18 protein-coding genes are annotated in these 21874 nt (G+C 53.9%); 10 read left to right on the top strand and 8 right to left on the bottom strand.

The window, feature by feature from the left end; all coding sequences use genetic code 11:
• Window positions 1–146 precede the first annotated feature (146 nt).
• The 3 genes from aceF to pdhR all read right to left on the bottom strand — a co-directional run bounded on the left by aceF (window position 147) and on the right by pdhR (window position 5613).
• Window positions 147–2048 carry a pyruvate dehydrogenase complex dihydrolipoyllysine-residue acetyltransferase gene (gene aceF / locus ABGB15_RS17505; RefSeq protein ID WP_215723305.1) on the bottom strand — a complete coding sequence of 634 codons (1902 nt, stop codon included), beginning with the start codon at window positions 2046–2048 and terminating at the stop codon, window positions 147–149.
• 14 nt (window positions 2049–2062) lie between these two features.
• A complete protein-coding gene (aceE, locus tag ABGB15_RS17510; RefSeq protein WP_152083469.1) occupies window positions 2063–4726 on the bottom strand; it encodes a pyruvate dehydrogenase (acetyl-transferring), homodimeric type in 2664 nt (887 codons plus the stop codon).
• A 122-nt stretch (window positions 4727–4848) separates the two neighbouring features.
• Window positions 4849–5613: a pyruvate dehydrogenase complex transcriptional repressor PdhR gene (gene pdhR, locus ABGB15_RS17515; protein ID WP_014068921.1), complete on the bottom strand. Its 765-nt coding sequence runs from the start codon at window positions 5611–5613 to the stop codon at window positions 4849–4851.
• Between the two features lie 537 nt (window positions 5614–6150).
• Here pdhR and aroP point away from each other — a divergent pair.
• The 3 genes from aroP (at window position 6151) to ABGB15_RS17530 (ending at window position 10169) form a co-directional block, all read left to right on the top strand.
• A complete protein-coding gene (gene aroP / locus ABGB15_RS17520; RefSeq protein WP_215723306.1) occupies window positions 6151–7521 on the top strand; it encodes an aromatic amino acid transporter AroP in 1371 nt (456 codons plus the stop codon).
• Between the two features lie 164 nt (window positions 7522–7685).
• Entirely contained in the window at window positions 7686–9095 is a 1410-nt protein-coding gene (locus ABGB15_RS17525; RefSeq protein ID WP_152083467.1) for a glycoside-pentoside-hexuronide (GPH):cation symporter, read from the top strand.
• 123 nt (window positions 9096–9218) lie between these two features.
• Entirely contained in the window at window positions 9219–10169 is a 951-nt protein-coding gene (locus ABGB15_RS17530; protein WP_215723307.1) for a family 43 glycosylhydrolase, read from the top strand.
• An 18-nt stretch (window positions 10170–10187) separates the two neighbouring features.
• Here ABGB15_RS17530 and ampE read toward each other — a convergent pair whose 3' ends face one another.
• Both ampE and ampD read right to left on the bottom strand, forming a co-directional pair.
• Complete coding sequence (gene ampE, locus ABGB15_RS17535; protein WP_152083465.1) at window positions 10188–11042, bottom strand: beta-lactamase regulator AmpE; 855 nt, start codon at window positions 11040–11042, stop codon at window positions 10188–10190.
• A complete protein-coding gene (ampD, locus tag ABGB15_RS17540; RefSeq protein WP_215723308.1) occupies window positions 11039–11602 on the bottom strand; it encodes a 1,6-anhydro-N-acetylmuramyl-L-alanine amidase AmpD in 564 nt (187 codons plus the stop codon). Before ampD ends, ampE begins: the two co-directional genes overlap by 4 nt.
• Window positions 11603–11689: 87 nt before the next feature.
• Between ampD and nadC the strand changes: the two genes are divergently transcribed.
• The 4 genes from nadC to hofC all read left to right on the top strand — a co-directional run bounded on the left by nadC (window position 11690) and on the right by hofC (window position 15778).
• Window positions 11690–12583 (top strand): carboxylating nicotinate-nucleotide diphosphorylase, encoded by an 894-nt coding sequence (nadC, locus tag ABGB15_RS17545; RefSeq protein WP_215723309.1) that lies wholly within the window; start codon window positions 11690–11692, stop codon window positions 12581–12583.
• A gap of 176 nt (window positions 12584–12759) precedes the next feature.
• Complete coding sequence (gene ppdD / locus ABGB15_RS17550; protein WP_215723310.1) at window positions 12760–13197, top strand: prepilin peptidase-dependent pilin; 438 nt, start codon at window positions 12760–12762, stop codon at window positions 13195–13197.
• Window positions 13198–13209: 12 nt separating this feature from the next.
• Window positions 13210–14592, top strand: coding sequence for a type II secretion system protein GspE (gene gspE / locus ABGB15_RS17555; RefSeq protein WP_215723364.1), 1383 nt, complete (start codon window positions 13210–13212; stop codon window positions 14590–14592).
• Window positions 14582–15778: a protein transport protein HofC gene (hofC, locus tag ABGB15_RS17560; RefSeq protein ID WP_276852869.1), complete on the top strand. Its 1197-nt coding sequence runs from the start codon at window positions 14582–14584 to the stop codon at window positions 15776–15778. Before gspE ends, hofC begins: the two co-directional genes overlap by 11 nt.
• A 33-nt stretch (window positions 15779–15811) precedes the next feature.
• On the opposite strand, the gene ABGB15_RS17565 is transcribed toward hofC, so the two are convergent.
• Window positions 15812–16855 (bottom strand): GMP reductase, encoded by a 1044-nt coding sequence (locus ABGB15_RS17565; RefSeq protein ID WP_152083460.1) that lies wholly within the window; start codon window positions 16853–16855, stop codon window positions 15812–15814.
• A 228-nt stretch (window positions 16856–17083) separates the two neighbouring features.
• Here ABGB15_RS17565 and coaE point away from each other — a divergent pair, with 228 nt between their 5' ends.
• Genes coaE through yacG form a run of 3 tightly spaced genes read left to right on the top strand, consistent with a single transcriptional unit; the run spans window position 17084 to window position 18651 of the window.
• Window positions 17084–17704 carry a dephospho-CoA kinase gene (coaE, locus tag ABGB15_RS17570; protein ID WP_215723312.1) on the top strand — a complete coding sequence of 207 codons (621 nt, stop codon included), beginning with the start codon at window positions 17084–17086 and terminating at the stop codon, window positions 17702–17704.
• A complete protein-coding gene (gene zapD / locus ABGB15_RS17575) occupies window positions 17704–18447 on the top strand; it encodes a cell division protein ZapD (protein ID WP_152083458.1) in 744 nt (247 codons plus the stop codon). The genes coaE and zapD overlap by 1 nt, the downstream gene beginning before the upstream one ends.
• A 9-nt stretch (window positions 18448–18456) precedes the next feature.
• Complete coding sequence (yacG, locus tag ABGB15_RS17580) at window positions 18457–18651, top strand: DNA gyrase inhibitor YacG (RefSeq protein ID WP_152083457.1); 195 nt, start codon at window positions 18457–18459, stop codon at window positions 18649–18651.
• A 34-nt stretch (window positions 18652–18685) separates the two neighbouring features.
• On the opposite strand, the gene mutT is transcribed toward yacG, so the two are convergent.
• Window positions 18686–19078, bottom strand: coding sequence for an 8-oxo-dGTP diphosphatase MutT (gene mutT / locus ABGB15_RS17585; protein ID WP_215723313.1), 393 nt, complete (start codon window positions 19076–19078; stop codon window positions 18686–18688).
• Between the two features lie 57 nt (window positions 19079–19135).
• Window positions 19136–21841, bottom strand: a complete 2706-nt coding sequence (gene secA, locus ABGB15_RS17590) for a preprotein translocase subunit SecA (RefSeq protein WP_152083455.1) — start codon at window positions 21839–21841, stop codon at window positions 19136–19138.
• Window positions 21842–21874: the final 33 nt, after the last annotated feature.

Below are 21874 nucleotides of genomic sequence, written 5' to 3' on the forward strand. Positions count from 1 at the left end.
ACCGGGTCGTTCTATCCGCCCGTATTTTACAAAATCGTTAACAATTTTGAAACAACAAACGGTTCATGAATTCTTGCTTTCGCCAATAACCTCACTGACTCCATGAGGTTACCAGAAAAAAGCCGGCCGACTGGCCGGCTTTTCACTTACATCACCAGGCGGCGAATGTCGCTCAGGGTGTTATTGATGATGGTGATGAAACGCGCACCATCAGCACCGTCGATGACGCGGTGGTCGAAGGACAGAGAGATTGGCATCATCAGACGCGGCACGAACTCTTTGCCATTCCACACCGGCTCCATCGCGGACTTGGACACACCGAGGATAGCCACTTCCGGCGCGTTCACAATCGGCGCGAAGTGGGTGGTACCCAGGCCGCCGATGCTGGAGATAGTGAAGCAGCCGCCCTGCATTTCGCCGGCAGTCAGCTTACCATCACGCGCTTTCTTAGAGATGGTGGTCAGTTCACGGGACAGCTCAGTGATGCTCTTCTTGTTCACGTCCTTGAAGACCGGAACAACCAGACCATTTGGCGTATCAACCGCAACACCGATGTTGATGTATTTCTTCAGCGTCAGCTTCTGGCCATCTTCGGACAGGGAGCTGTTGAAGCGTGGCATCTGCTCCAGAGCCGCCGCAACCGCTTTCATGATGAAGACCACCGGGGTGAATTTCACGTCCAGTTTACGCTTCTCAGCTTCGGCGTTCTGCTGTTTACGGAACGCTTCCAGATCGGTGATATCGGTTTTGTCGAAGTGCGTAACGTGCGGGATCATCACCCAGTTACGGCTCAGGTTAGCACCAGAGATTTTCTGGATACGTCCCAGTTCCACTTCTTCGATTTCGCCGAACTTGCTGAAGTCCACTTTCGGCCATGGCAGCATGCCAGGGATACCGCCGCCAGCGGCTGCAGCAGGTGCAGCTTCGGCGCGTTTCACCGCGTCTTTCACGTAAGCCTGAACGTCTTCACGCAGGATACGACCTTTACGGCCCGTCCCTTTCACTTTCGCCAGGTTCACGCCAAATTCGCGCGCCAGGCGACGAATCAGCGGAGTCGCGTGGACGTAAGCGTCGTTTTCAGCAAACTCAGATTTGCCTTCCGCTTTCGCAGCAGGGGCAGCAGCTGGTTTAGCAGCCTGAGCCGGTGCAGCAGCAGGGGCTGGAGCAGCCGCGGCAGCCGGAGCGGCGGCAGGCGCAGCGCCTTCCACTTCGAAGACCATGATCAGAGAGCCGGTAGACACTTTGTCGCCGGTGCTGATTTTGATCTCTTTAACGGTACCGGCGAACGGCGCAGGCACTTCCATGGAAGCCTTGTCGCCTTCAACGGTGATCAGTGACTGTTCAGCGGCAACTTTATCGCCCACTTTCACCATCACTTCGGTTACTTCTACTTCGTCACCGCCGATGTCCGGTACGTTAACATCTTTCACGCCGCCTGCAGCTGCTGGTGCAGCAGCCGGAGCCGGTGCAGCTTCCGCTTTTGCTGGAGCCGCAGCGCCTTCAGCGCCCGCCACTTCGAAGACCATGATAAGCGACCCGGTAGACACTTTGTCGCCGGTGTTGATCTTAATCTCTTTAACGGTACCCGCGAACGGAGCTGGCACTTCCATAGAGGCTTTGTCGCCTTCTACGGTGATCAGTGACTGCTCGGCCGCAACGGTATCACCCACTTTCACCAGGATTTCAGTGACTTCAACTTCGTCACCGCCGATGTCAGGCACGTTCACTTCTTTCGCTGCCGCGGCAGTTGCTGGAGCAGCGGCTGCCGGAGCGTCTTTCTTCTCTTCCTGCGCAGGTGCAGCTGCTGCTGCACCGTCGGCGGAATCGAAAATCATGATCAGTTTGCCCGTCTCGGTTTTATCGCCAACAGAGACTTTGATCTCTTTAACGATGCCAGCCTGAGGAGACGGGACTTCCATAGAGGCTTTGTCGCCTTCTACGGTGATCAGCGACTGTTCAGCTTCAACTTTGTCGCCCACTTTGACCAGGATCTCGGTGATTTCAACTTCATCAGCCCCGATGTCCGGTACTTTGATTTCGATAGCCATTATTCTTTTACCTCTTACGCCAGACGCGGGTTAACTTTTTCTGCATCGATGTTGAATTTGGTAATTGCGTCCGCAACCACTTTCTTATCGATTTCGCCACGTTTAGCCAGTTCGCCCAGTGCTGCTACCACCACGTAAGAAGCATCAACTTCGAAGTGATGACGCAGGTTTTCGCGGCTGTCAGAACGACCGAAGCCGTCAGTACCCAGAACGCGATAATCATCAGCTGGAACGTAAGTACGAACCTGCTCAGCGAACAGTTTCATATAGTCAGTAGACGCCACCGCTGGCGCATCGTTCATCACCTGAGCGATGTACGGAACGCGTGGGGTTTCCATTGGGTGCAGCATGTTCCAGCGCTCACAATCCTGGCCATCACGCGCCAGCTCAGTGAAGGAAGTAACAGAGTACACGTCGGAACCGACACCGTAGTCTTTCGCCAGGATCTGCGCTGCTTCACGAACGTGACGCAGGATAGAGCCGGAGCCCAGCAACTGAACTTTACCTTTGCTACCTTCGAGGGTTTCGAGTTTGTAGATACCTTTACGGATACCTTCCTCGGCACCTGCTGGCATTGCCGGCATGTGGTAGTTTTCGTTCAGGGTGGTGATGTAGTAGTAAATGTTCTCTTGTGCTTCACCGTACATGCGCTGCAGACCGTCATGCATGATGACAGCCACTTCGTATGCGTAAGATGGATCGTAAGAGATACAGTTAGGAATAGTCAGAGACTGAATGTGGCTGTGCCCATCTTCATGCTGCAGACCTTCACCGTTCAGAGTCGTACGACCAGACGTACCACCGATCAGGAAGCCGCGAGCCTGCTGGTCGCCAGCCTGCCAGCACAGGTCACCGATACGCTGGAACCCGAACATGGAGTAGTAGATGTAGAACGGGATCATCGGCAGGTTGTTGGTGCTGTAAGAGGTCGCAGCAGCCAGCCAGGATGCGCCTGCGCCCAGCTCGTTAATACCTTCCTGCAGGATCTGACCTTTCTCGTCTTCTTTGTAGTATGCAACCTGCTCACGGTCCTGCGGGGTGTACTGCTGGCCGTTCGGGCTGTAAATACCGATCTGACGGAACAGACCTTCCATACCGAAAGTACGCGCTTCGTCGGCGATGATTGGAACCAGACGATCTTTGATCGACTTGTTCTTCAGCATCACGTTCAGGGCACGAACGAAAGCGATGGTGGTGGAGATCTCTTTGTTCTGCTCTTCCAGCAGCTGAGAGAAGTCTTCCAGCGCTGGCAGCTCCAGCTTCTCGGTGAATTTAGGCTGACGAGCAGGCAGGTAGCCTTTCAGCGCCTGACGACGTTCGTGCAGGTACTTGTGCTCTTCAGAGCCTTCAGGGAAGGTGATGTAAGACAGGTTTTCTACCTGCTCATCGGTCACTGGAACGTTGAAACGGTCGCGGATATAACGCACGCCGTCCATGTTCATTTTCTTCACCTGGTGAGCGATGTTTTTACCTTCTGCGGTATCGCCCATGCCGTAACCTTTGATGGTGTGGGCCAGGATGACAGTCGCTTTACCTTTGGTTTCCTGCGCTTTTTTCAGTGCAGCGTAGACTTTCTTCGGATCGTGACCTCCGCGGTTCAGGGCCCAGATCTGCTCGTCAGTCCAGTCTGCAACCAGCGCTGCGGTTTCAGGGTATTTGCCGAAGAAGTGCTCACGCACGTAGGCACCGTCTTTGGATTTGAAGGTCTGGTAGTCACCGTCAACGGTTTCGTTCATCAGCTGGATCAGTTTACCGCTGGTGTCTTTACGCAACAGCTCATCCCAACGACCGCCCCACATGACTTTAATCACGTTCCAGCCAGCACCCGCGAAGATGCCTTCCAGTTCGTTGATGATCTTGCCGTTACCGGTTACCGGACCATCCAGACGCTGCAGGTTACAGTTGATGATGAAGCACAGGTTGTCCAGCTTCTCACGGGTCGCGATGGTGATCGCGCCTTTAGATTCTGGCTCATCCATTTCGCCGTCGCCCAGGAAGGCGTAAACGGTCTGCTCGGAGGTGTCTTTCAGACCACGGTGTTCCAGGTACTTCAGGAACTTAGCCTGATAGATCGCACCGATTGGGCCCAGACCCATGGAAACGGTCGGGAACTGCCAGAACTCAGGCATCAGTTTAGGGTGCGGGTAAGAAGACAGACCTTTACCGTGAACTTCCTGACGGAAGTTGTTCATCTGCTCTTCAGTCAGACGACCTTCCAGGAATGCACGTGCATAGATGCCCGGAGAGATGTGGCCCTGGAAGTACACCAGATCGCCGCCGTCTTTCTCGTTCGCTGCACGGAAGAAGTGGTTGAAGCACACTTCGTAAACGGTTGCAGAAGACTGGAAGGACGCCATGTGGCCACCCAGTTCCAGGTCTTTCTTGGATGCGCGCAGAACGGTCATGATGGCGTTCCAGCGAATTGCTGAACGGATACGACGTTCCAGATCAAGATTGCCCGGATATTCCGGTTCGTCTTCAACGGCAATCGTGTTTACGTAGTTGTTAGCCCCTGCACCTGCAGCAACCTTCACGCCACCTTTGCGGGCTTCAGAAAGCAGCTGATCAATCAGATACTGAGCGCGCTCAACACCTTCTTCACGGATGACCGATTCGATCGCCTGTAGCCAGTCGCGAGTTTCGATCGGATCCACGTCATTTTGGAGACGTTCTGACATGGGGGTATTCCTTATCTATCTAATACGTTGATTTGTCTGGAACCTGTCCCATTGTATTTTCGTCAGAAAACACAATAAGACAGGTTCTGCGTTTAGTTGCCGCGCTCTAAAGTACCTGGCGCTTAATCCTTTCGTTGCTGTATGCGGCGTAATGAACGTTCGCGACGCGATTGTTCACGGCTGCGGTCCAGCAAGATTTCCTCAATGAAAGCCAGATGGCGGTGCGACGCTTCGCGCGCCTGCTCCGGTTCCCCGGCCATTATCGCCTCGAATACTCGGGTGCGATGGTTGCTTACCAGCGGGAGCATTTCCCGACGGGCATACAACAATTCAAAATTCTGACGAACGTTCTGGGCCAGCATCGGCTCCATGCAGCGTAGCAGATGGAGGAGCACCACATTGTGTGCCGCTTCGGTGACGGCAATTTGATACTGGACGACGGCATCGGACTCGGCGTCTAAATCGCCGGACTGCTGTGCCCGTTCAATGGCCTGATGCAGCTCGCGGATACGCACGCGATCTTCATCAGTGCTGCGAAGGGCGGCGTAATAGGCCGCAATACCTTCAAGCGCGTGACGGGTCTCAAGCAGATCAAACTGGGATTCTGGGTGGTCAGAGAGAAGTTCTACCAGCGGATCGCTGAAGCTCTGCCACAGGCTGTTTTGCACAAAGGTTCCGCCGCCCTGGCGACGAAGCAGCAAGCCCTTTGCTTCGAGGCGTTGAATCGCCTCACGCAGAGAGGGGCGTGAAACGTCGAACTGTTTTGCCAGCTCGCGTTCTGGCGGAAGTTTTTCACCTGGGCGCAGTGTCCCTTCGAGGATTAAAAACTCCAGCTGCTGCTCAATCACATCGGAAAGTTTTGGTTGGCGAATTTTGCTGTAGGCCATATTCCCTGTCTTACGCCTTTTTGCCCGGAGTCAATTGGTCTTACCAATTTCAAGTTCGTATCGCTAAAGTAACAAAGTATTCACCTTCTGTCCATATTGGTTTTGATTGAAATCAGTAAACCCTGCACATTTTAACAACCTTACAGAAATAACGTTTCAGAAATGTAACTTTGCACAAATGAGTTGATTACTACCAAAGAGGCAGTTTTAACCATAATGAAACGAGGGTTTTTGCAATCTGAAGCGATTCAACAACGCAAATAATGAAAATTCGCCCACTTATGGAGCATTTCTATTCTATAGGTTGGGATACGAAGGGTTAACGGACCGATTTACAAATGCTTTCTTTTTATTCAACTCGTCATCATCCCTTCATAAAGCAGGTGCATTCGATGGCACTTACCACTATTCTGGCGCTTACGGAAGTCATCTCCGCTTTTTTCGGCATCGTTGACCGTAAAGAAATAAATACAGAAAACGGACTTTGATAATTACACACGCACAGCGTGAACATAACAACCACACACGAGGTTTCAAATGGAAGCTCAACAGCATGGCGATCAGCTTAAGCGCGGCCTTAAAAACCGCCATATTCAGCTCATCGCATTGGGCGGTGCGATTGGTACCGGCCTGTTTCTGGGAAGCGCATCCGTTATCCAGTCGGCCGGTCCGGGCATTATTTTGGGTTACGCGATCGCGGGTTTTATTGCCTTTCTGATTATGCGTCAGTTGGGTGAGATGGTCGTGGAAGAGCCGGTAGCCGGTTCGTTCAGCCACTTTGCCTATAAATACTGGGGCAGTTTCGCGGGCTTCGCTTCAGGCTGGAACTACTGGGTACTGTACGTACTGGTTGCCATGGCTGAACTGACGGCGGTCGGGAAATACATCCAGTTCTGGTATCCGGATATCCCAACCTGGGTCTCTGCAGCCGCGTTCTTCGTCCTGATTAACGCCATTAACCTGACCAACGTAAAAGTGTTTGGGGAGATGGAGTTCTGGTTTGCCATTATTAAAGTGATTGCCGTGGTGGCGATGATCATCTTTGGCGGCTGGCTGCTGTTCAGCGGCAATGGCGGCCCGCAGGCAACGGTACGTAACCTCTGGGAGCAAGGCGGGTTCTTGCCTCACGGTATGACCGGTCTGGTAATGATGATGGCAATTATCATGTTCTCCTTCGGCGGCCTGGAGCTGGTGGGCATCACCGCCGCAGAAGCCGACAACCCGGAGCAGAGCATCCCGAAAGCGACTAACCAGGTTATCTACCGTATTCTGATCTTCTATGTGGGCTCGCTGGCCGTGCTGCTCTCTCTGCTGCCGTGGACGCGCGTCACCGCTGACACCAGCCCGTTCGTGCTGATCTTCCACGAGCTGGGCGATACCTTCGTGGCGAATGCCCTGAACATCGTGGTGCTGACCGCTGCGCTGTCTGTTTATAACAGCTGCGTCTACTGCAACAGCCGCATGCTGTTCGGCCTGGCGCAGCAGGGCAACGCGCCGAAAGCGCTGCTCAACGTCGACAAGCGCGGCGTGCCGGTAAATACCATCATCGTTTCGGCGGTTGTTACTGCACTGTGTGTGCTGATTAACTACCTGGCACCGGAATCTGCCTTCGGCCTGCTGATGGCGCTGGTGGTCTCTGCTCTGGTCATTAACTGGGCGATGATCAGCCTGGCGCACATTAAGTTCCGCCGTGCCAAACAGCAGCAAGGCGTGACCACTCGCTTCCCTGCCCTGCTCTACCCGCTGGGTAACTGGGTTTGCCTGCTGTTCATGGCGGCCGTGCTGGTCATCATGCTGATCACCCCTGGCATGGCAATTTCCGTGTACCTGATCCCGGTCTGGATTGCTGTTCTCGGCGTGGGCTATCTGGTTAAACAGAAAAACGCCAAAACGGTGAAAGCGCACTAACGGTTCTCCCCTCTGTACCCCCTTTGCGGGTGCAGAGGGTTGTTACCTTCCTCACAAATTCTCGCCTACAGCTATTTCATCCATATCACCGCCTTTATCCTGCAACGCATATATTTGTTCGCCAGCAAATAATTCTCTCCATACGGTAACCCGGAGAGCTGTCGATGGATAACAACAAACTGTCAGTTAAAGAAAAGATCGGCTATGGCATGGGCGACGCAGGGTGTAACATCATCTTCGGCGCTATCATGTTGTTTGTTAACTATTTCTATACGGATATTTTTGGTCTTGCGCCAGCACTGGTCGGCGTATTGTTGCTGTCAGTACGCGTGATTGATGCCGTGACTGACCCGATCATGGGAGCCATTGCCGACCGCACGCGCAGTAAATACGGTCGTTTTCGTCCATGGTTGCTGTGGATTGCCTTCCCCTATGCGCTGTTCAGCATCCTGATGTTCACCACGCCAGAGTGGAGCTATAACAGCAAAGTTATCTATGCGTTTGTTACCTATTTCCTGCTGTCGCTGACCTATACAGCCATCAACATCCCGTACTGCTCGCTGGGCGGTGTGATCACCAACGATCCAAAAGAGCGCGTCGCCTGCCAGTCCTACCGATTTGTGATGGTCGGTATTGCCACGCTGCTGCTCTCACTGACGCTGCTACCGATGGCCGACTGGTTCGGCGGGGATAACAAAGCCAAAGGCTACCAGATGGCAATGACCGTGCTGGCACTGATTGGCACCTGTATGTTCCTGTTCTGCTTTGCGACCGTGCGGGAGCGCGTGCGCCCGGCAGTGCAGACCAACGACGAGCTGAAAAACGATCTCAAGGACGTATGGAAGAACGACCAGTGGGTACGCATTCTGCTGCTGACCCTGTGCAACGTCTGCCCTGGTTTTATCCGCATGGCAGCCACGATGTATTACGTCACCTGGGTGATGGGCCAAAGCACCCACTTCGCCACCCTGTTTATCAGCCTGGGCGTGGTGGGCATGATGCTTGGCAGCATGCTGGCGAAAGTGCTGACCGACCGCTGGTGTAAGCTGAAAGTGTTTTTCTGGACCAACATCGTGCTGGCGATTTTCTCCTGCGCCTTCTGGTTCTTTGACCCTAAAGCCACGGTCACTATTGTCGTGCTCTACGTCCTGCTGAATATCCTGCACCAGATCCCGTCTCCGCTGCACTGGTCGCTGATGGCCGACGTGGATGACTACGGCGAGTGGAAAACCGGGAAACGCATCACCGGGATCAGCTTCTCCGGCAACATCTTCTTCCTCAAGTTGGGGCTGGCAATTGCCGGTGCGATGGTCGGTTTCCTGCTCTCCTGGTACGGCTACGACGCGGGTGCGAAAGCGCAAAGCGCGGAGGCCCTCAACGGGATTGTGCTGCTGTTTACCGTCATTCCGGGCATCGGTTATCTCATTACGGCGGGCGTGGTACGTCTGCTGAAAGTGGACCGCGAAACGATGAAGCAGATCCAGGCGGATCTGGAAAAGCGTCGCATCAACTACCGCGAGCTGAATGACTATACCCTAAATAATTCGAGTTGCAGGAAGGCGGCAAGGGAGTGAATCCCCTGGAGCGTACATAAGTACGTGACTGGGGTGAACGAGTGCAGCCAACGCGCATGCAACTTGAAGTATGAAGGGTATATCAGGAACTCAACGCCGCTGAGACTAAATAAGGAAAGCCGAATGCAAACCTGGCCAAACCCGTTTATTGAACAACGCGCCGATCCGTATATTTTGCGCCATGAAGGACAGTACTATTTTATTGCCTCTGTACCGCAGTACGACAGGCTGGCGATCCGCCGCGCGGACTCGCTGGAAGGGCTACGCGACGCCAAAGAGGTGGTTGTCTGGCGCAAACCCGATTCCGGCCCGATGAGCCAGCTTATCTGGGCACCGGAACTGCATTACATCAACGGCAAGTGGTACATCTATTTTGCCGCCACGCACACGCAGGCACTCGACGAACTCGGGATGTTCCAGCACCGTATGTTTGCCATTGAATGTGCCGACAACGATCCTCTCACCGGCAAGTGGGTAGAAAAAGGGCAAATCAACACGCCCTTCGACACCTTCGCGCTGGACGCCACCACCTTTGTTCATCAGGGCAAACGCTGGTACCTGTGGGCACAAAAAGCCCCGGATATCATCGGTAACTCCAACCTGTATCTGTGTGAAATGGAAAATCCCTGGACGCTGAAAGGCGAGCCGGTGATGCTCAGTAAACCGGAGTACGACTGGGAGTGCCGCGGGTTCCGGGTTAACGAAGGCCCGGCGGTGCTGGTACACGGCGATAAATTGTTTATCAGCTATTCCGCCAGCGCAACCGATGAGAATTACTGCATGGGATTACTGTGGATTGACCTGCATGCCGATCCGCAAAACCCGGCGAACTGGCATAAATCTCCGCGTCCGGTGTTCGTCACCAGCGATGAGAATCGTCAGTATGGACCAGGCCATAACAGCTTCACAAAGACGCCGGAAGGGGAAGACGTGCTGGTGTATCACGCGCGTAACTACACCGAAATTGACGGCGATCCGCTTTACGATCCGAACCGTCACACCCGCCTGAAGCTCATCCGCTGGAATGAAAACGGGATGCCTGATTTTGGCATCCCGCCTGCCGATACGCATTGACCGATACGGTGCGCTGGCTTATACCAGCGTGCCGTAAATAGTCAGCAGCGCGACGATCACTACCACCACAAACGACGTTTTCTTCGCCATGGAAACAGCAGCTTTTGGCGTTTCCACCTTGTCGGTATGCGGTTCACGCGCCAGAGAGAACTGCGCCAGACGGGTTAACACCTGGTATTGCGACGTATGACGGTCGGCCAGCGAGGCAAACCATGCGGGCAACGCTTTTTCGCCATGACCAATCAGCGCATACACCACGCCCACCAGACGCACCGGAAGCCAGTCGAGCACATGCAGAATGCCGTCAATACCGGATTGCAAACGTTCATGCGGTGTTAAGTAACGCGCAAGCCAGGTCTGCCAGGCACGCAGGAACGCATAACCCATCATCAGCACCGGCCCCCATGGACCACCAACGACAAACCAGAACAGCGGCGCAAGATAGTAACGGAAGTTAATCCACAGCAGCGCGTTTTGCAGCTCGCGCAGAAACTCACGCTCATTGCAATCCGGCGGAACGCCATGGATCAGCGTCAGCTCGCTCGCCATTGCACCATGCGCGTGCGCATCGTCGCGGGATGCCGCTTTCAGATAGGCGTGATAGTGCAAACGCACCTTACCCGCACCAATGCACAGCACCCCGAGCAGGAGCCACACCACCAGCAGGGGCACATTAAAGAAGAGGCCGTAAAGCGAGCGCAGCAGCAGGAACGTAATGACCATCACGCCTGCCATCATCAGCAACGTGCGCAGCAGGGAAAAGTGTTTAATGCGGCGGAAGATCACTTCCAGCCGATGATCCAGGTGCCAGTGCTCGCCGAGCTTGAACAGGCGTTCGGCAATCATAACCAGCAGCATGGTAAACAACGTCATGTTATCTCCTTATCTGACGACGCGGTAAGCATGGCGCGAAACCGGGACCAGTCAAATGCCGGGCCAGGATCGGTTTTTCTCTCCGGTGCGATATTGCTGTGCCCGGTGATATTTTCAGCCAGCGCGGGATATATCCCGATGAGCGTTTGGGTTACAGCAACCAGTTGTTGATACTGCGCATCGGTGTAAGGTGTTGTATCAGTGCCTTCCAGTTCGATCCCAATCGAAAAATCATTGCAGCGCTCGCGCCCTTTATATTTCGACATTCCCGCATGCCAGGCACGCTTATCAAAAGGAACATACTGAACCACTTCGCCATCGCGACGTATCAGACAATGAGCCGATACGCGCAGATGGGCAATTTCAGCAAAGAAAGGATGCGCATCGGGATCTATCGTTCCGCTGAATAACGCATCGATCCACGGACCGCCAAACTCACCCGGCGGGAGACTGATATTGTGAACCACCAGCAGTGTGGGCTTTTCATCCTCCGGGCGGCAATCGTGGTGCGGCGAGGGCACATGCCGCGCGTCCACCAGCCATCCGTTTTCTAACAACATGCTGGAACTCCTTATGTATGGTGCTGTTACTCGGTTCAGAGTAGCATGTTTCAATATTATGATTCGTTACCAATTTGGAGTTTTATCATGCCGCCTCGCCGCTACAACCCCGACCACCGACGTGAAGCGCTTCTGGAACGTATTAACATGGATATCCCGGCAAGCGTTGCCCATGCTTTGAAAGAAGATCTGGGCGGTGACGTCAGCGCCGATAACGATATTACCGCACAATTATTGCCAAAAGAGGCACGCTCACACGCGGTAATTATCACCCGCGAAGAGGGCGTTTTTTGCGGAAAACGCTGGGTTGAGGAGGTTTTCACCCAACTGGCGGGTGATGATGTGCAGATTACCTGGCACGTTGCTGATGGCGATACGGTCACCGAAAATCAACCGCTTTTCGAACTGGACGGCCCGTCCCGCGTGTTGCTCACAGGCGAACGCACCGCACTGAACTTTGTGCAAACCCTTTCCGGTGTAGCCAGTGAAGTTCGCCGCTACGTTGACCTGCTGGAAGGCACCCGCACGCAGCTGCTGGATACGCGAAAAACCTTACCGGGCCTGCGTACCGCGCTGAAATATGCCGTACTCTGCGGCGGCGGTGCAAACCATCGTCTTGGGTTATCCGACGCCTTCCTGATCAAAGAGAACCACATTATTGCCTCTGGCTCCGTGCGTCAGGCAGTGGAAAAAGCCTTCTGGCTGCACCCGGATGTGCCAGTCGAAGTAGAAGTCGAAAGCCTGGATGAGCTGGACGAAGCCATTAAAGCAGGTGCCGATATCATCATGCTCGATAACTTTGAAACCGAACAGATGCGTGAGGCGGTAAAACGTACCCACGGCCAGGCACAGCTTGAGGTATCAGGCAACGTGACCTTTGACACAATCCGCGAATTCGCTGAGACAGGCGTCGATTTTATTTCCGTGGGCGCGCTCACCAAACATATCCGCGCGCTCGACCTCTCAATGCGCTTCAAATAATGCTGTTCTCCCCCTCTCCAGACGGAGAGGGGAATCACTGCCCCGCTCGCAAATTTCTTGTTCTCCACTGCAACCCCATCTTCTTTCCCTGAACGCCCCTTCACGTTCCTTTTTTTCGCCCTCGTCGGCATTGCTTTCTGCTGCCAGAGTAGCGCCACTTAACAAAAGGAGCAGACATGAACAAACAACAAGGATTCACGCTCATTGAACTGATGGTGGTGATTGGCATTATTGCCATTCTGAGCGCCATTGGCGTACCCGCTTATCAGAACTACCTGCGAAAAGCCGCACTCACCGATATGCTGCAAACTTTCGTCCCCTACCGCACGGCCATTGAGCTTTGCGCACTGGATCATGGTGGCGTGGAAAGCTGTGACGCAGGTACTAACGGTATCCCTTCGCCCACAACAACACGCTATGTATCGGCAATGAGTGTGGCAAAAGGCATGGTGTCCTTAACGGGCCAGGAGAGTTTGAACGGGCTTGAGGTTCTCATGACGCCGATCTGGAACGATGGCAACGGCATGACGGGCTGGACGCGCGACTGCAGGATCGATACCGACAGCGCGCTCAAACAAGCCTGTGAAGATGTCTTCCGCTTCGACAGCAACTGACAGGGGGGGATGATGAACTCAGAACAACTCATGGCGCTTTGTCAGCGCCATCATGCCCTGTTGCTGAGCAGCGACACGGACATGATCAGCATTGCTGTTACGGGGAATCCGGGTACTGAGCTGATGGAAGCCTTACGTTTTGCAACGCAAAAACGCATTGATATTGAGTGCTGGACCGCTGAGCGTATGGAGAAGCACCGGCAACTGGCCTTACCAACCCAACTGCCGCTCACCCCGACAGCAAACTCAGCCGTTGATGTCCTCAATAACACATTGCTTCAGGCCTTAAGCCTGCGTGCGTCAGACATCCATATAGAACCCACCGAACATGCATGCCAGGTTCGCTTACGTATTGATGGCGTTCTCTGTCCACAGCCTCCTCTATCCCCGGCGCTGGCGACCATGCTTAGCGCGCGATTGAAGGTTCTGGGCAATCTGGATATCGCAGAACGCCGTTTGCCGCAGGACGGCCAGTTTACGGTTGAACTGGCCAATGCGCCTGTCTCTTTTCGTATCGCAACGCTTCCCTGCGACGGTGGGGAGAAAATCGTGCTGCGACTGCTGCATCAGGTGGAACAGGCCCTGGAACTTGGGCAACTGGGGATGAGCACCGGCCAGCAGGCACACTTTGCTGAGGCGCTCAACAAACCGCAAGGACTGATACTTGTCACAGGCCCGACGGGAAGCGGTAAAACGGTGACGCTCTATAGCGCTCTGCAGGCGCGTAATACGTCAGATGTGAATATTTGCAGCGTAGAGGACCCTATTGAGATCCCCCTTACTGGGTTGAACCAGACGCAGATTAACCCGCGCGCGGGTTTAACCTTCCAGAGCGTCCTGCGCGCGCTGCTGCGTCAGGACCCGGATATCATTATGGTGGGTGAAATTCGCGATGGCGAAACAGCAGAAATCGCCATCAATGCCGCACAGACCGGGCATCTGGTGCTCTCCACACTTCACACCAACTCGACGGCAGAAACGCTGATTCGCCTGCAGCAGATGGGTGTCGCACGCTGGATGCTCTCCTCCGCACTCTCGCTGGTGGTAGCGCAGAGACTGGTTCGTCGTCTTTGCCCACATTGTCGACAAACCTCCGCAGACAAAGCAGAACTTCCTCGCACGGTGTGGCCCCATCCCCTTCCGCACTGGCAACCGATCGGCTGCGAACGCTGCTATCACGGATTTTATGGCCGCGTGGCGATTTTTGAAGTGCTCGCTATCGACAACACGCTCCGGCAGGCCATTGCCAGCGGGGCGAACATTGACGTCATAGAAGCCAGCGCCCGGCAAGCAGGAATGCTGTCGTTGTTTGAGCATGGGTGCATGGCCGTTGAACAAGGGCTTACGACGCTTGAAGAGCTGTTGCGTGTACTGGGGATGCCCGATGGCAGCTAATCAACTCTGGCGCTGGCGGGCATTGTCAATTGACGGGGAGCCGCAAAGCGGAACGCTTTGGGCCTCTGACCGTTTATCGGCCTTCACAACCTTAATCCAAAAAGAACTGCATCCTTTAGTGTTAACCCGCTGCCCGCTGCCTCATCGCTGGCAGCCCCATCACTGCTACGATATGTTTCGGCAGCTTGCCACGCTGCTTCAGGCGGGTCTTACCCTTTCCCACAGCCTGGGTATGCTGGCGCAGCAGCACCCTTTACAACCCTGGCAGGCCCTGCTGCAAAGTCTCGCCGATGACCTAAGTGAAGGATGCGCGTTCTCTGAAGCCTTAAAAAAATGGCCGATGGTGTTTAGCCCACTTTATGTCTCGATGGTGAAAACCGGTGAGCTGACGGGAAAGCTGGAGGAGTGTTGTCGCCAGCTCGCACAACAGCAAAAATCACAGCAGCAACTCAGTGCGAAAGTGAAAAAGGCGCTTCGCTATCCTCTGATTATTCTTTCGCTGGCAACGCTCGTCGTACTGGCGATGGTGACGCTGGTACTGCCAGAGTTTGCCGCCATCTATAAAACATTTAATACTCCACTCCCCTTTTTGACCCGGATGGTAATGGGGATTGCAACGTTTATTCAGGCGCATGCTGTCGCTCTCATCGTCACACTGATTGTACCGGTTATCGCCGTATACAGTGTGCGACGACAGCCACGGTGGCAGCGCGCGAGTCATCGCATTTTGCTGCGCTTGCCCGTAATGGGGGCACTCGCGCGTGGTCAAAAACTGGGGCAGATTTTTACCGTACTGACGCTTACGCAGCAGGCAGGTATAGCCTTTTTACAGGGGCTGGAGAGTGCAGAAGAAACTGTCGAAAGCCTGTACTGGCGAGACACCCTGCGGGATATACGGGAGAATATTGCGAAGGGTATGCCCGTCTGGTCATCTTTTCGCAACGCTGCAGTGTTTACACCACTCTGTATTCAACTGATTCGAACCGGGGAAGTCTCCGGCGCACTTGACGTAATGCTGGCAAACCTTGCCCGTCACCACACGGAGCAAACCTTTCAACTGGCAGATAATCTGGCTGCGCTTCTGGAGCCTTTACTGCTGATTGTAACGGGGGTGATTATTGGTACGCTGGTGGTGGCAATGTATCTGCCAATTTTCCATCTGGGGGATGCGATGAGCGCGGGATAGAACTGGCGCATGGAAATGCGCCAGCGGAAGCGATTACAGGCTATTGAATATGCGGTTTTCCTGCTCCTGAACGCGGATAAACGTCGTGCGTTTCGTCAGCTCTTTCAGGCGGGATGCACCCACGTAGGTGCAGGCGGAACGCAGGCCACCCAGGATGTCGCGCGCGGTATTTTCAACCGGACCACGCAATGGCAGCTTCACGGTTTTGCCTTCTGCCGCACGGTATTTTGCCACGCCACCAACGTGACGGGTCATTGCAGATTCCGAGCTCATGCCGTAGAACAGCATAAATTTCTCGCCGTTCTCTTCCACCACGGTGCCGCCGCTCTCTTCATGGCCCGCCAGCATGCCGCCCAGCATCACGAAATCTGCGCCGCCGCCGAAAGCCTTCGCCACATCGCCAGGCATGGTGCAACCGCCATCACTAATGATCTGGCCGCCCAGACCGTGCGCAGCATCCGCACACTCAATAACCGCAGACAGTTGCGGATAGCCGACACCGGTTTTCACGCGAGTGGTACAAACGGAGCCTGGACCAATACCCACTTTGACGATATCAGCGCCGGAAAGGATCAACTCTTCACACATTTCGCCGGTCACCACGTTGCCTGCGATAATAGTTTTAGTTGGCCAGGCTTCACGGGCTTTGCTGACGAACTGCACGAAGTGCTCGGAGTAACCATTCGCCACATCAATGCAAACAAAGTTCAGCGCCGGGTTAGCGTTCAGGATCTGTTTCGTCTTCTCAAAATCAGCGTCAGAGGTGCCGGTTGAAACCATCACATGCTTGACCACCTCTTCGGAGGCAGATGCAACAAACGCGTTCCACTCTTCAGGGCTGTAATGTTTATGGACTGCAGTGAGGATGTCGAACTGCGCCAGCGCGGTCGCCATCTCGAAGGTGCCCACTGTATCCATATTCGCCGCGATAATCGGCACGCCAGACCAGGTCTGACCGGAATGCTTAAAGGTGAATTGACGTTCGAGTTCAACGTCTGAGCGACTTTTCAGTGTAGAGCGTTTAGGGCGGATAAGAACGTCTTTGAAACCTAACTTCAGATCTTCTTCGATACGCATGTGCGGATTCCCGGGGTTAGAGGCAAATATGTTAAAAGCACAACTCCAGTGACGTTATCATACGCACTAATACCTGCTCTGCAAGACTGCGAAATTCTCTTTTTTTACGCTACAATCCTATAAATTTACCTGGTAAAAAGCCGGGAAAGGGTTCTAAACATTGGCTGCAATAAGTTTGAATTTTAAGCAACTGATTTTAATAATGAATAATTCCCAGGATTTGATTTAATGGGGTATATCGTCGCATTAACCGGTGGCATCGGTAGTGGTAAAAGTACCGTTGCGAACGCGTTTTCTCGTCTGGGCATCACGATTATTGATGCTGATATCATTGCCCGTCAGGTGGTAGAGCCGAATACACCCGCTTTAAAGTCCATCGAAGCACATTTCGGTAGCAGAATTCTCAATGCAGATGGCACGCTCAACCGCCGTCAGCTTCGGGAATGCATTTTTTCTGATTCGTCAGAAAAGGTCTGGCTTAATGCCCTTCTTCACCCCATTATTCACCAGGAAACCCAGCGTCAGATTGCTGAAGCCAGCTCTCCCTATGTTATGTGGGTCGTTCCGCTACTGGTAGAGAATCAGCTTCAGAATAAAGCCGATCGGGTTCTGGTCATTGATGTTTCACCCGAAACGCAAATCCAGCGAACTATGGCGCGCGATAATGTCACGCGCGAACACGCTGAACAAATTCTTGCCGCTCAGGCCACACGCGCTCAGCGCCTTGCCGTTGCGGATGATGTTATTGATAATAACGGCGCACCAGATGCCATTGCATCGGATGTTGCCCGTCTGCACGCGCAGTATCTGACGTTCGCCGCGCAGGCCGTTGCACAGGAAAAACCATAATGTCGACTCACATCCTTTTTGAGCATCCGCTTAACGAAAAAATGCGTACCTGGTTACGCATCGAATTTCTGGTTCAACAGCTCTCACAACATCTGCCTATAAACGACCATGCCGCTGCACTGCATTTCTTCCGCAACGTGGGCGATCTGCTGGATGTGATTGAACGCGGAGATGTTCGTACCGAACTGCTGAAAGAGCTGGAGCGTCAGCAGCGTAAATTACAGGCCTGGACAGAAGTGCCGGGCGTTGACCAGAGTCGTATTGATGCACTTCGCCAGCAGCTGAAAAACAGCAGTACCATGCTGATGGCAGCTCCACGCGTCGGACAGTTTTTACGGGAAGATCGCTTAATTGGCCTGGTGCGCCAGCGCCTGAGTATCCCCGGCGGCTGTTGCAGCTTTGACCTGCCGACGCTTCATATGTGGCTACACATGCCGCAAGAACAACGTGATGCACAGGTGAATAGCTGGCTGGCAAGCCTGAACCCGATGCATGAGACGTTATCGCTGATCCTCGATCTGATCCGTAATTCAGCACCGTTTCGCAAGCAAACCAGCCTCAACGGTTTCTATCAGGACAACGGCGATGACGCCGATCTGCTGCGTCTGAATTTATCGCTTGGCGATCAGCTTTACCCGCAGATTTCCGGGCATAAGAGTCGTTTTGCGATTCGCTTTATGCCGCTGGATAGCGAAAATGGCACCGTGCCGGAACGCCTCGATTTTGAACTGGCCTGTTGTTAAGGAGTGCCAATGTCTGACGTAATAACCGTTAACTGCCCTACGTGCGGCAAAACTGTCATCTGGGGCGAAGTGAGTCCGTTTCGCCCATTCTGTTGTAAACGTTGTCAGTTAATTGATCTGGGTGAATGGGCTGCAGAAGAGAAACGTATTCCGAGCGAAGGCGATCTCTCTGACAGCGATGACTGGAGCGAGAGCCAGCAGTAACGTTCAAAGCCTGCTGACGCTTCGCTTAGCAGGCCTACTGTTGTGCAGCTAACCGCAGGATCACAGGCTCATTAGCAGGCGGGAATTTTTCAGCATCACTCGCCTGAAGCACAACCCAGTTACCAGGTTGTCCCTCTTTCCCCCACGGTTCGCCTTCCCAGTTTTCCACCAGCCAGAACCACAGCGTGATGTGACGATCGGGAAACTGGTATTCGAGCTTATCAAACAGCGTTGCGCCAAGCGGCGTAATCCCGACCTCTTCCTGAAGTTCACGCACCAGCGCCTGTTCCGGCGTTTCGCCTGACTCAATTTTTCCGCCCGGAAACTCCCACTTATTCGCCATATGGGCGTCCGCGGCGCGCTGGGTGATGAAGATTTGATTTTGCGGGTTGCGAATAATCCCGACGGCAATTTGCAGTGTTTTCATTCTGTCGCTTCCATAAAAAAGGCGCAGATTTCTGCGCCTTTTTGATTTGTTATTAACTTAGCTCAGACGCCCGTGGCACGCCTTGTATTTTTTACCGGAACCACATGGGCACGGATCGTTACGACCCACTTTGCGATCGCCTGTCTGCGCCGCAATCGCCGCAGCGGCTTCGCTCTCATCCGTCTGGTGGCTCAACTGTTGCATCTGCGCCAGACGTTCAGCCTCTTCACGACGCTGCTGCTCCATCGCTTCTACTTCTTCTGGCATACGTACCTGAACCTTGCTCAGCGTGCTGATCACTTCATATTTCAGTGACTCCAGCATAGACGCAAACATGGAGAAGGACTCGCGCTTATATTCCTGCTTCGGATCTTTCTGCGCATAACCACGCAGGTGAATACCCTGACGCAGGTAGTCCATTGCCGCCAGGTGCTCTTTCCACAGAGAATCCAGCGTTTGCAGCATTACGCCTTTCTCGAAGTGACGCATCATCTCTGCGCCAACCACTTCTTCCTTACGCTTGTAGACGTCCAGTGCGGTTTCGTAGATACGTTCGCGCAGGGTTTCTTCGTGCAGCTCAGGCTCTTTATCCAGCCACTCTTTGATTGGCAGATCGAGGTCGAAGTCGTTTTTCAGACGTTCCTGCAGGCCTTCGATATCCCACATCTCTTCCAGAGACTGTGGTGGAATATGGCCGTCGATGGTCGCCTTAAAGACATCTTCACGAATGCTGTTGATGGTTTCGCTCACGTCGGATACGTCCAGCAGTTCGTTACGCTGGGTGTAGATCGCACGACGCTGATCGTTGGCAACATCGTCATATTCCAGCAGTTGCTTACGAATATCGAAGTTGCGGCTTTCCACTTTACGCTGTGCGTTAGCGATCGCTTTGGTAACCCACGGGTGTTCAATCGCTTCGCCTGGTTTCATCCCCAGTTTACGCATCATGCCGGAAACACGGTCGGAGGCGAAAATACGCATCAGCGCATCTTCCATAGACAGGTAGAAACGGGACGAACCCGCATCACCCTGGCGGCCTGCACGACCACGCAGCTGATTATCGATACGGCGAGATTCGTGACGCTCTGTACCAATAATATGCAGACCACCGGATGCCAGCACCGCGTCGTGACGAACCTGCCAGTCCGCTTTGATCTGAGCAATCTGTTCCGGCGTTGGGTTTTCCAGCTCCGCCACTTCAGCCTGCCAGCTACCGCCGAGCATAATGTCCGTACCACGACCCGCCATGTTGGTGGCGATAGTGACCGCTGCCGGATAACCCGCCTGCGCAACGATGTCTGCTTCTTTGGCGTGGAATTTGGCGTTCAGGACGTTGTGTTTGATGCCCGCTTTGGTCAGCTCATTAGAAACCACTTCGGATTTCTCGATGGAGATGGTCCCCACCAGCACCGGCTGGCCGTTGGCGGTACGATCGCGAATATCTTCGATGATCGCCTGGATTTTTTCCGCTTCGGTCATATACACCAGATCCGGCATATCCTTACGGATCATCGGACGGTTAGTTGGAACGACCACGGTATCCAGCTTGTAGATAGAGCTAAATTCAAACGCTTCGGTATCTGCCGTACCGGTCATCCCCGCCAGCTTCTCATACAGACGGAAGTAGTTCTGGAAGGTGATAGACGCCAGCGTCTGGTTTTCGTTTTGAATATCCACGCCTTCTTTGGCTTCAACAGCCTGGTGCAGGCCGTCAGACCAGCGACGCCCCTGCATGGTACGGCCGGTGTGTTCATCGACGATGATGACTTCACCGTCTTTCACGATGTAGTCGACGTCACGGGTGAACAGCGCGTGGGCACGCAGCGCAGCGGTCACATGGTGCATCAGCATGATGTTACTCGGTGAGTACAGAGACTCACCCTCTTCCATGATGCCTTCAGCCACCAGCAGCTCTTCGATTTTCACCAGACCGCGTTCGGTCAGGTTCACCTGGCGCGCTTTCTCATCCACGGAGAAGTGGCCTTCACCCTGGAAGGTATCGGAGTCTTCTTTCTCCTGACGCAGCAGATGCGGAATGATTTTGTCGACTTTGCGATACATCTCGGAGCTGTCTTCAGCCGGGCCGGAGATGATCAGCGGGGTACGCGCTTCATCGATCAGGATGGAGTCAACCTCATCCACCAGCGCATAGTGCAGTTTACGCTGCACGCGCTCTTCAGGGCTGAACGCCATGTTGTCACGCAGGTAGTCAAAGCCGTATTCGTTGTTGGTGCCATAGGTGATATCCGCGTTATACGCTTCACGCTTGGCTGGCGCTGGCAGGCCGGACATGTTGATACCAACGGTCATGCCGAGGAATTCGAATAATGGGCGGTTGTTTTCGGCGTCACGCTGTGCCAGATAGTCGTTGACGGTAACAACGTGAACGCCTTTACCGGTCAGTGCATTCAGGTAGGCCGGCAGCGTTGCGGTCAGGGTTTTACCTTCACCGGTACGCATTTCCGCGATGCAGCGCTCGTTGAGCACCATACCGCCCAGCAACTGAACGTCGAAGTGACGCATACCGAACACGCGCTTACTTGCTTCGCGCACCACCGCGAACGCTTCCGGGATCAGGCTTTCTAACGTTTCGCCTTTTTCCAGACGCGCGCGGAATTCCGCCGTTTTCGCTTTAAGCTCGTCATCAGAGAGCTTCTCCATCGCCGGTTCCATACCGTTAATGACGGCAACAGCTTTGCGCATGCGGCGCAGGGTACGATCGTTACGACTACCAAAAACTTTGGTTAATAATTTGATTAACATAATAAATTCTCAAACGCCCCAGATGGGCAGATA

The sequence above is a fragment of the Enterobacter sp. MALB-1 genome, assembly GCF_041021625.1.
Classification (GTDB): domain Bacteria; phylum Pseudomonadota; class Gammaproteobacteria; order Enterobacterales; family Enterobacteriaceae; genus Enterobacter; species Enterobacter oligotrophicus.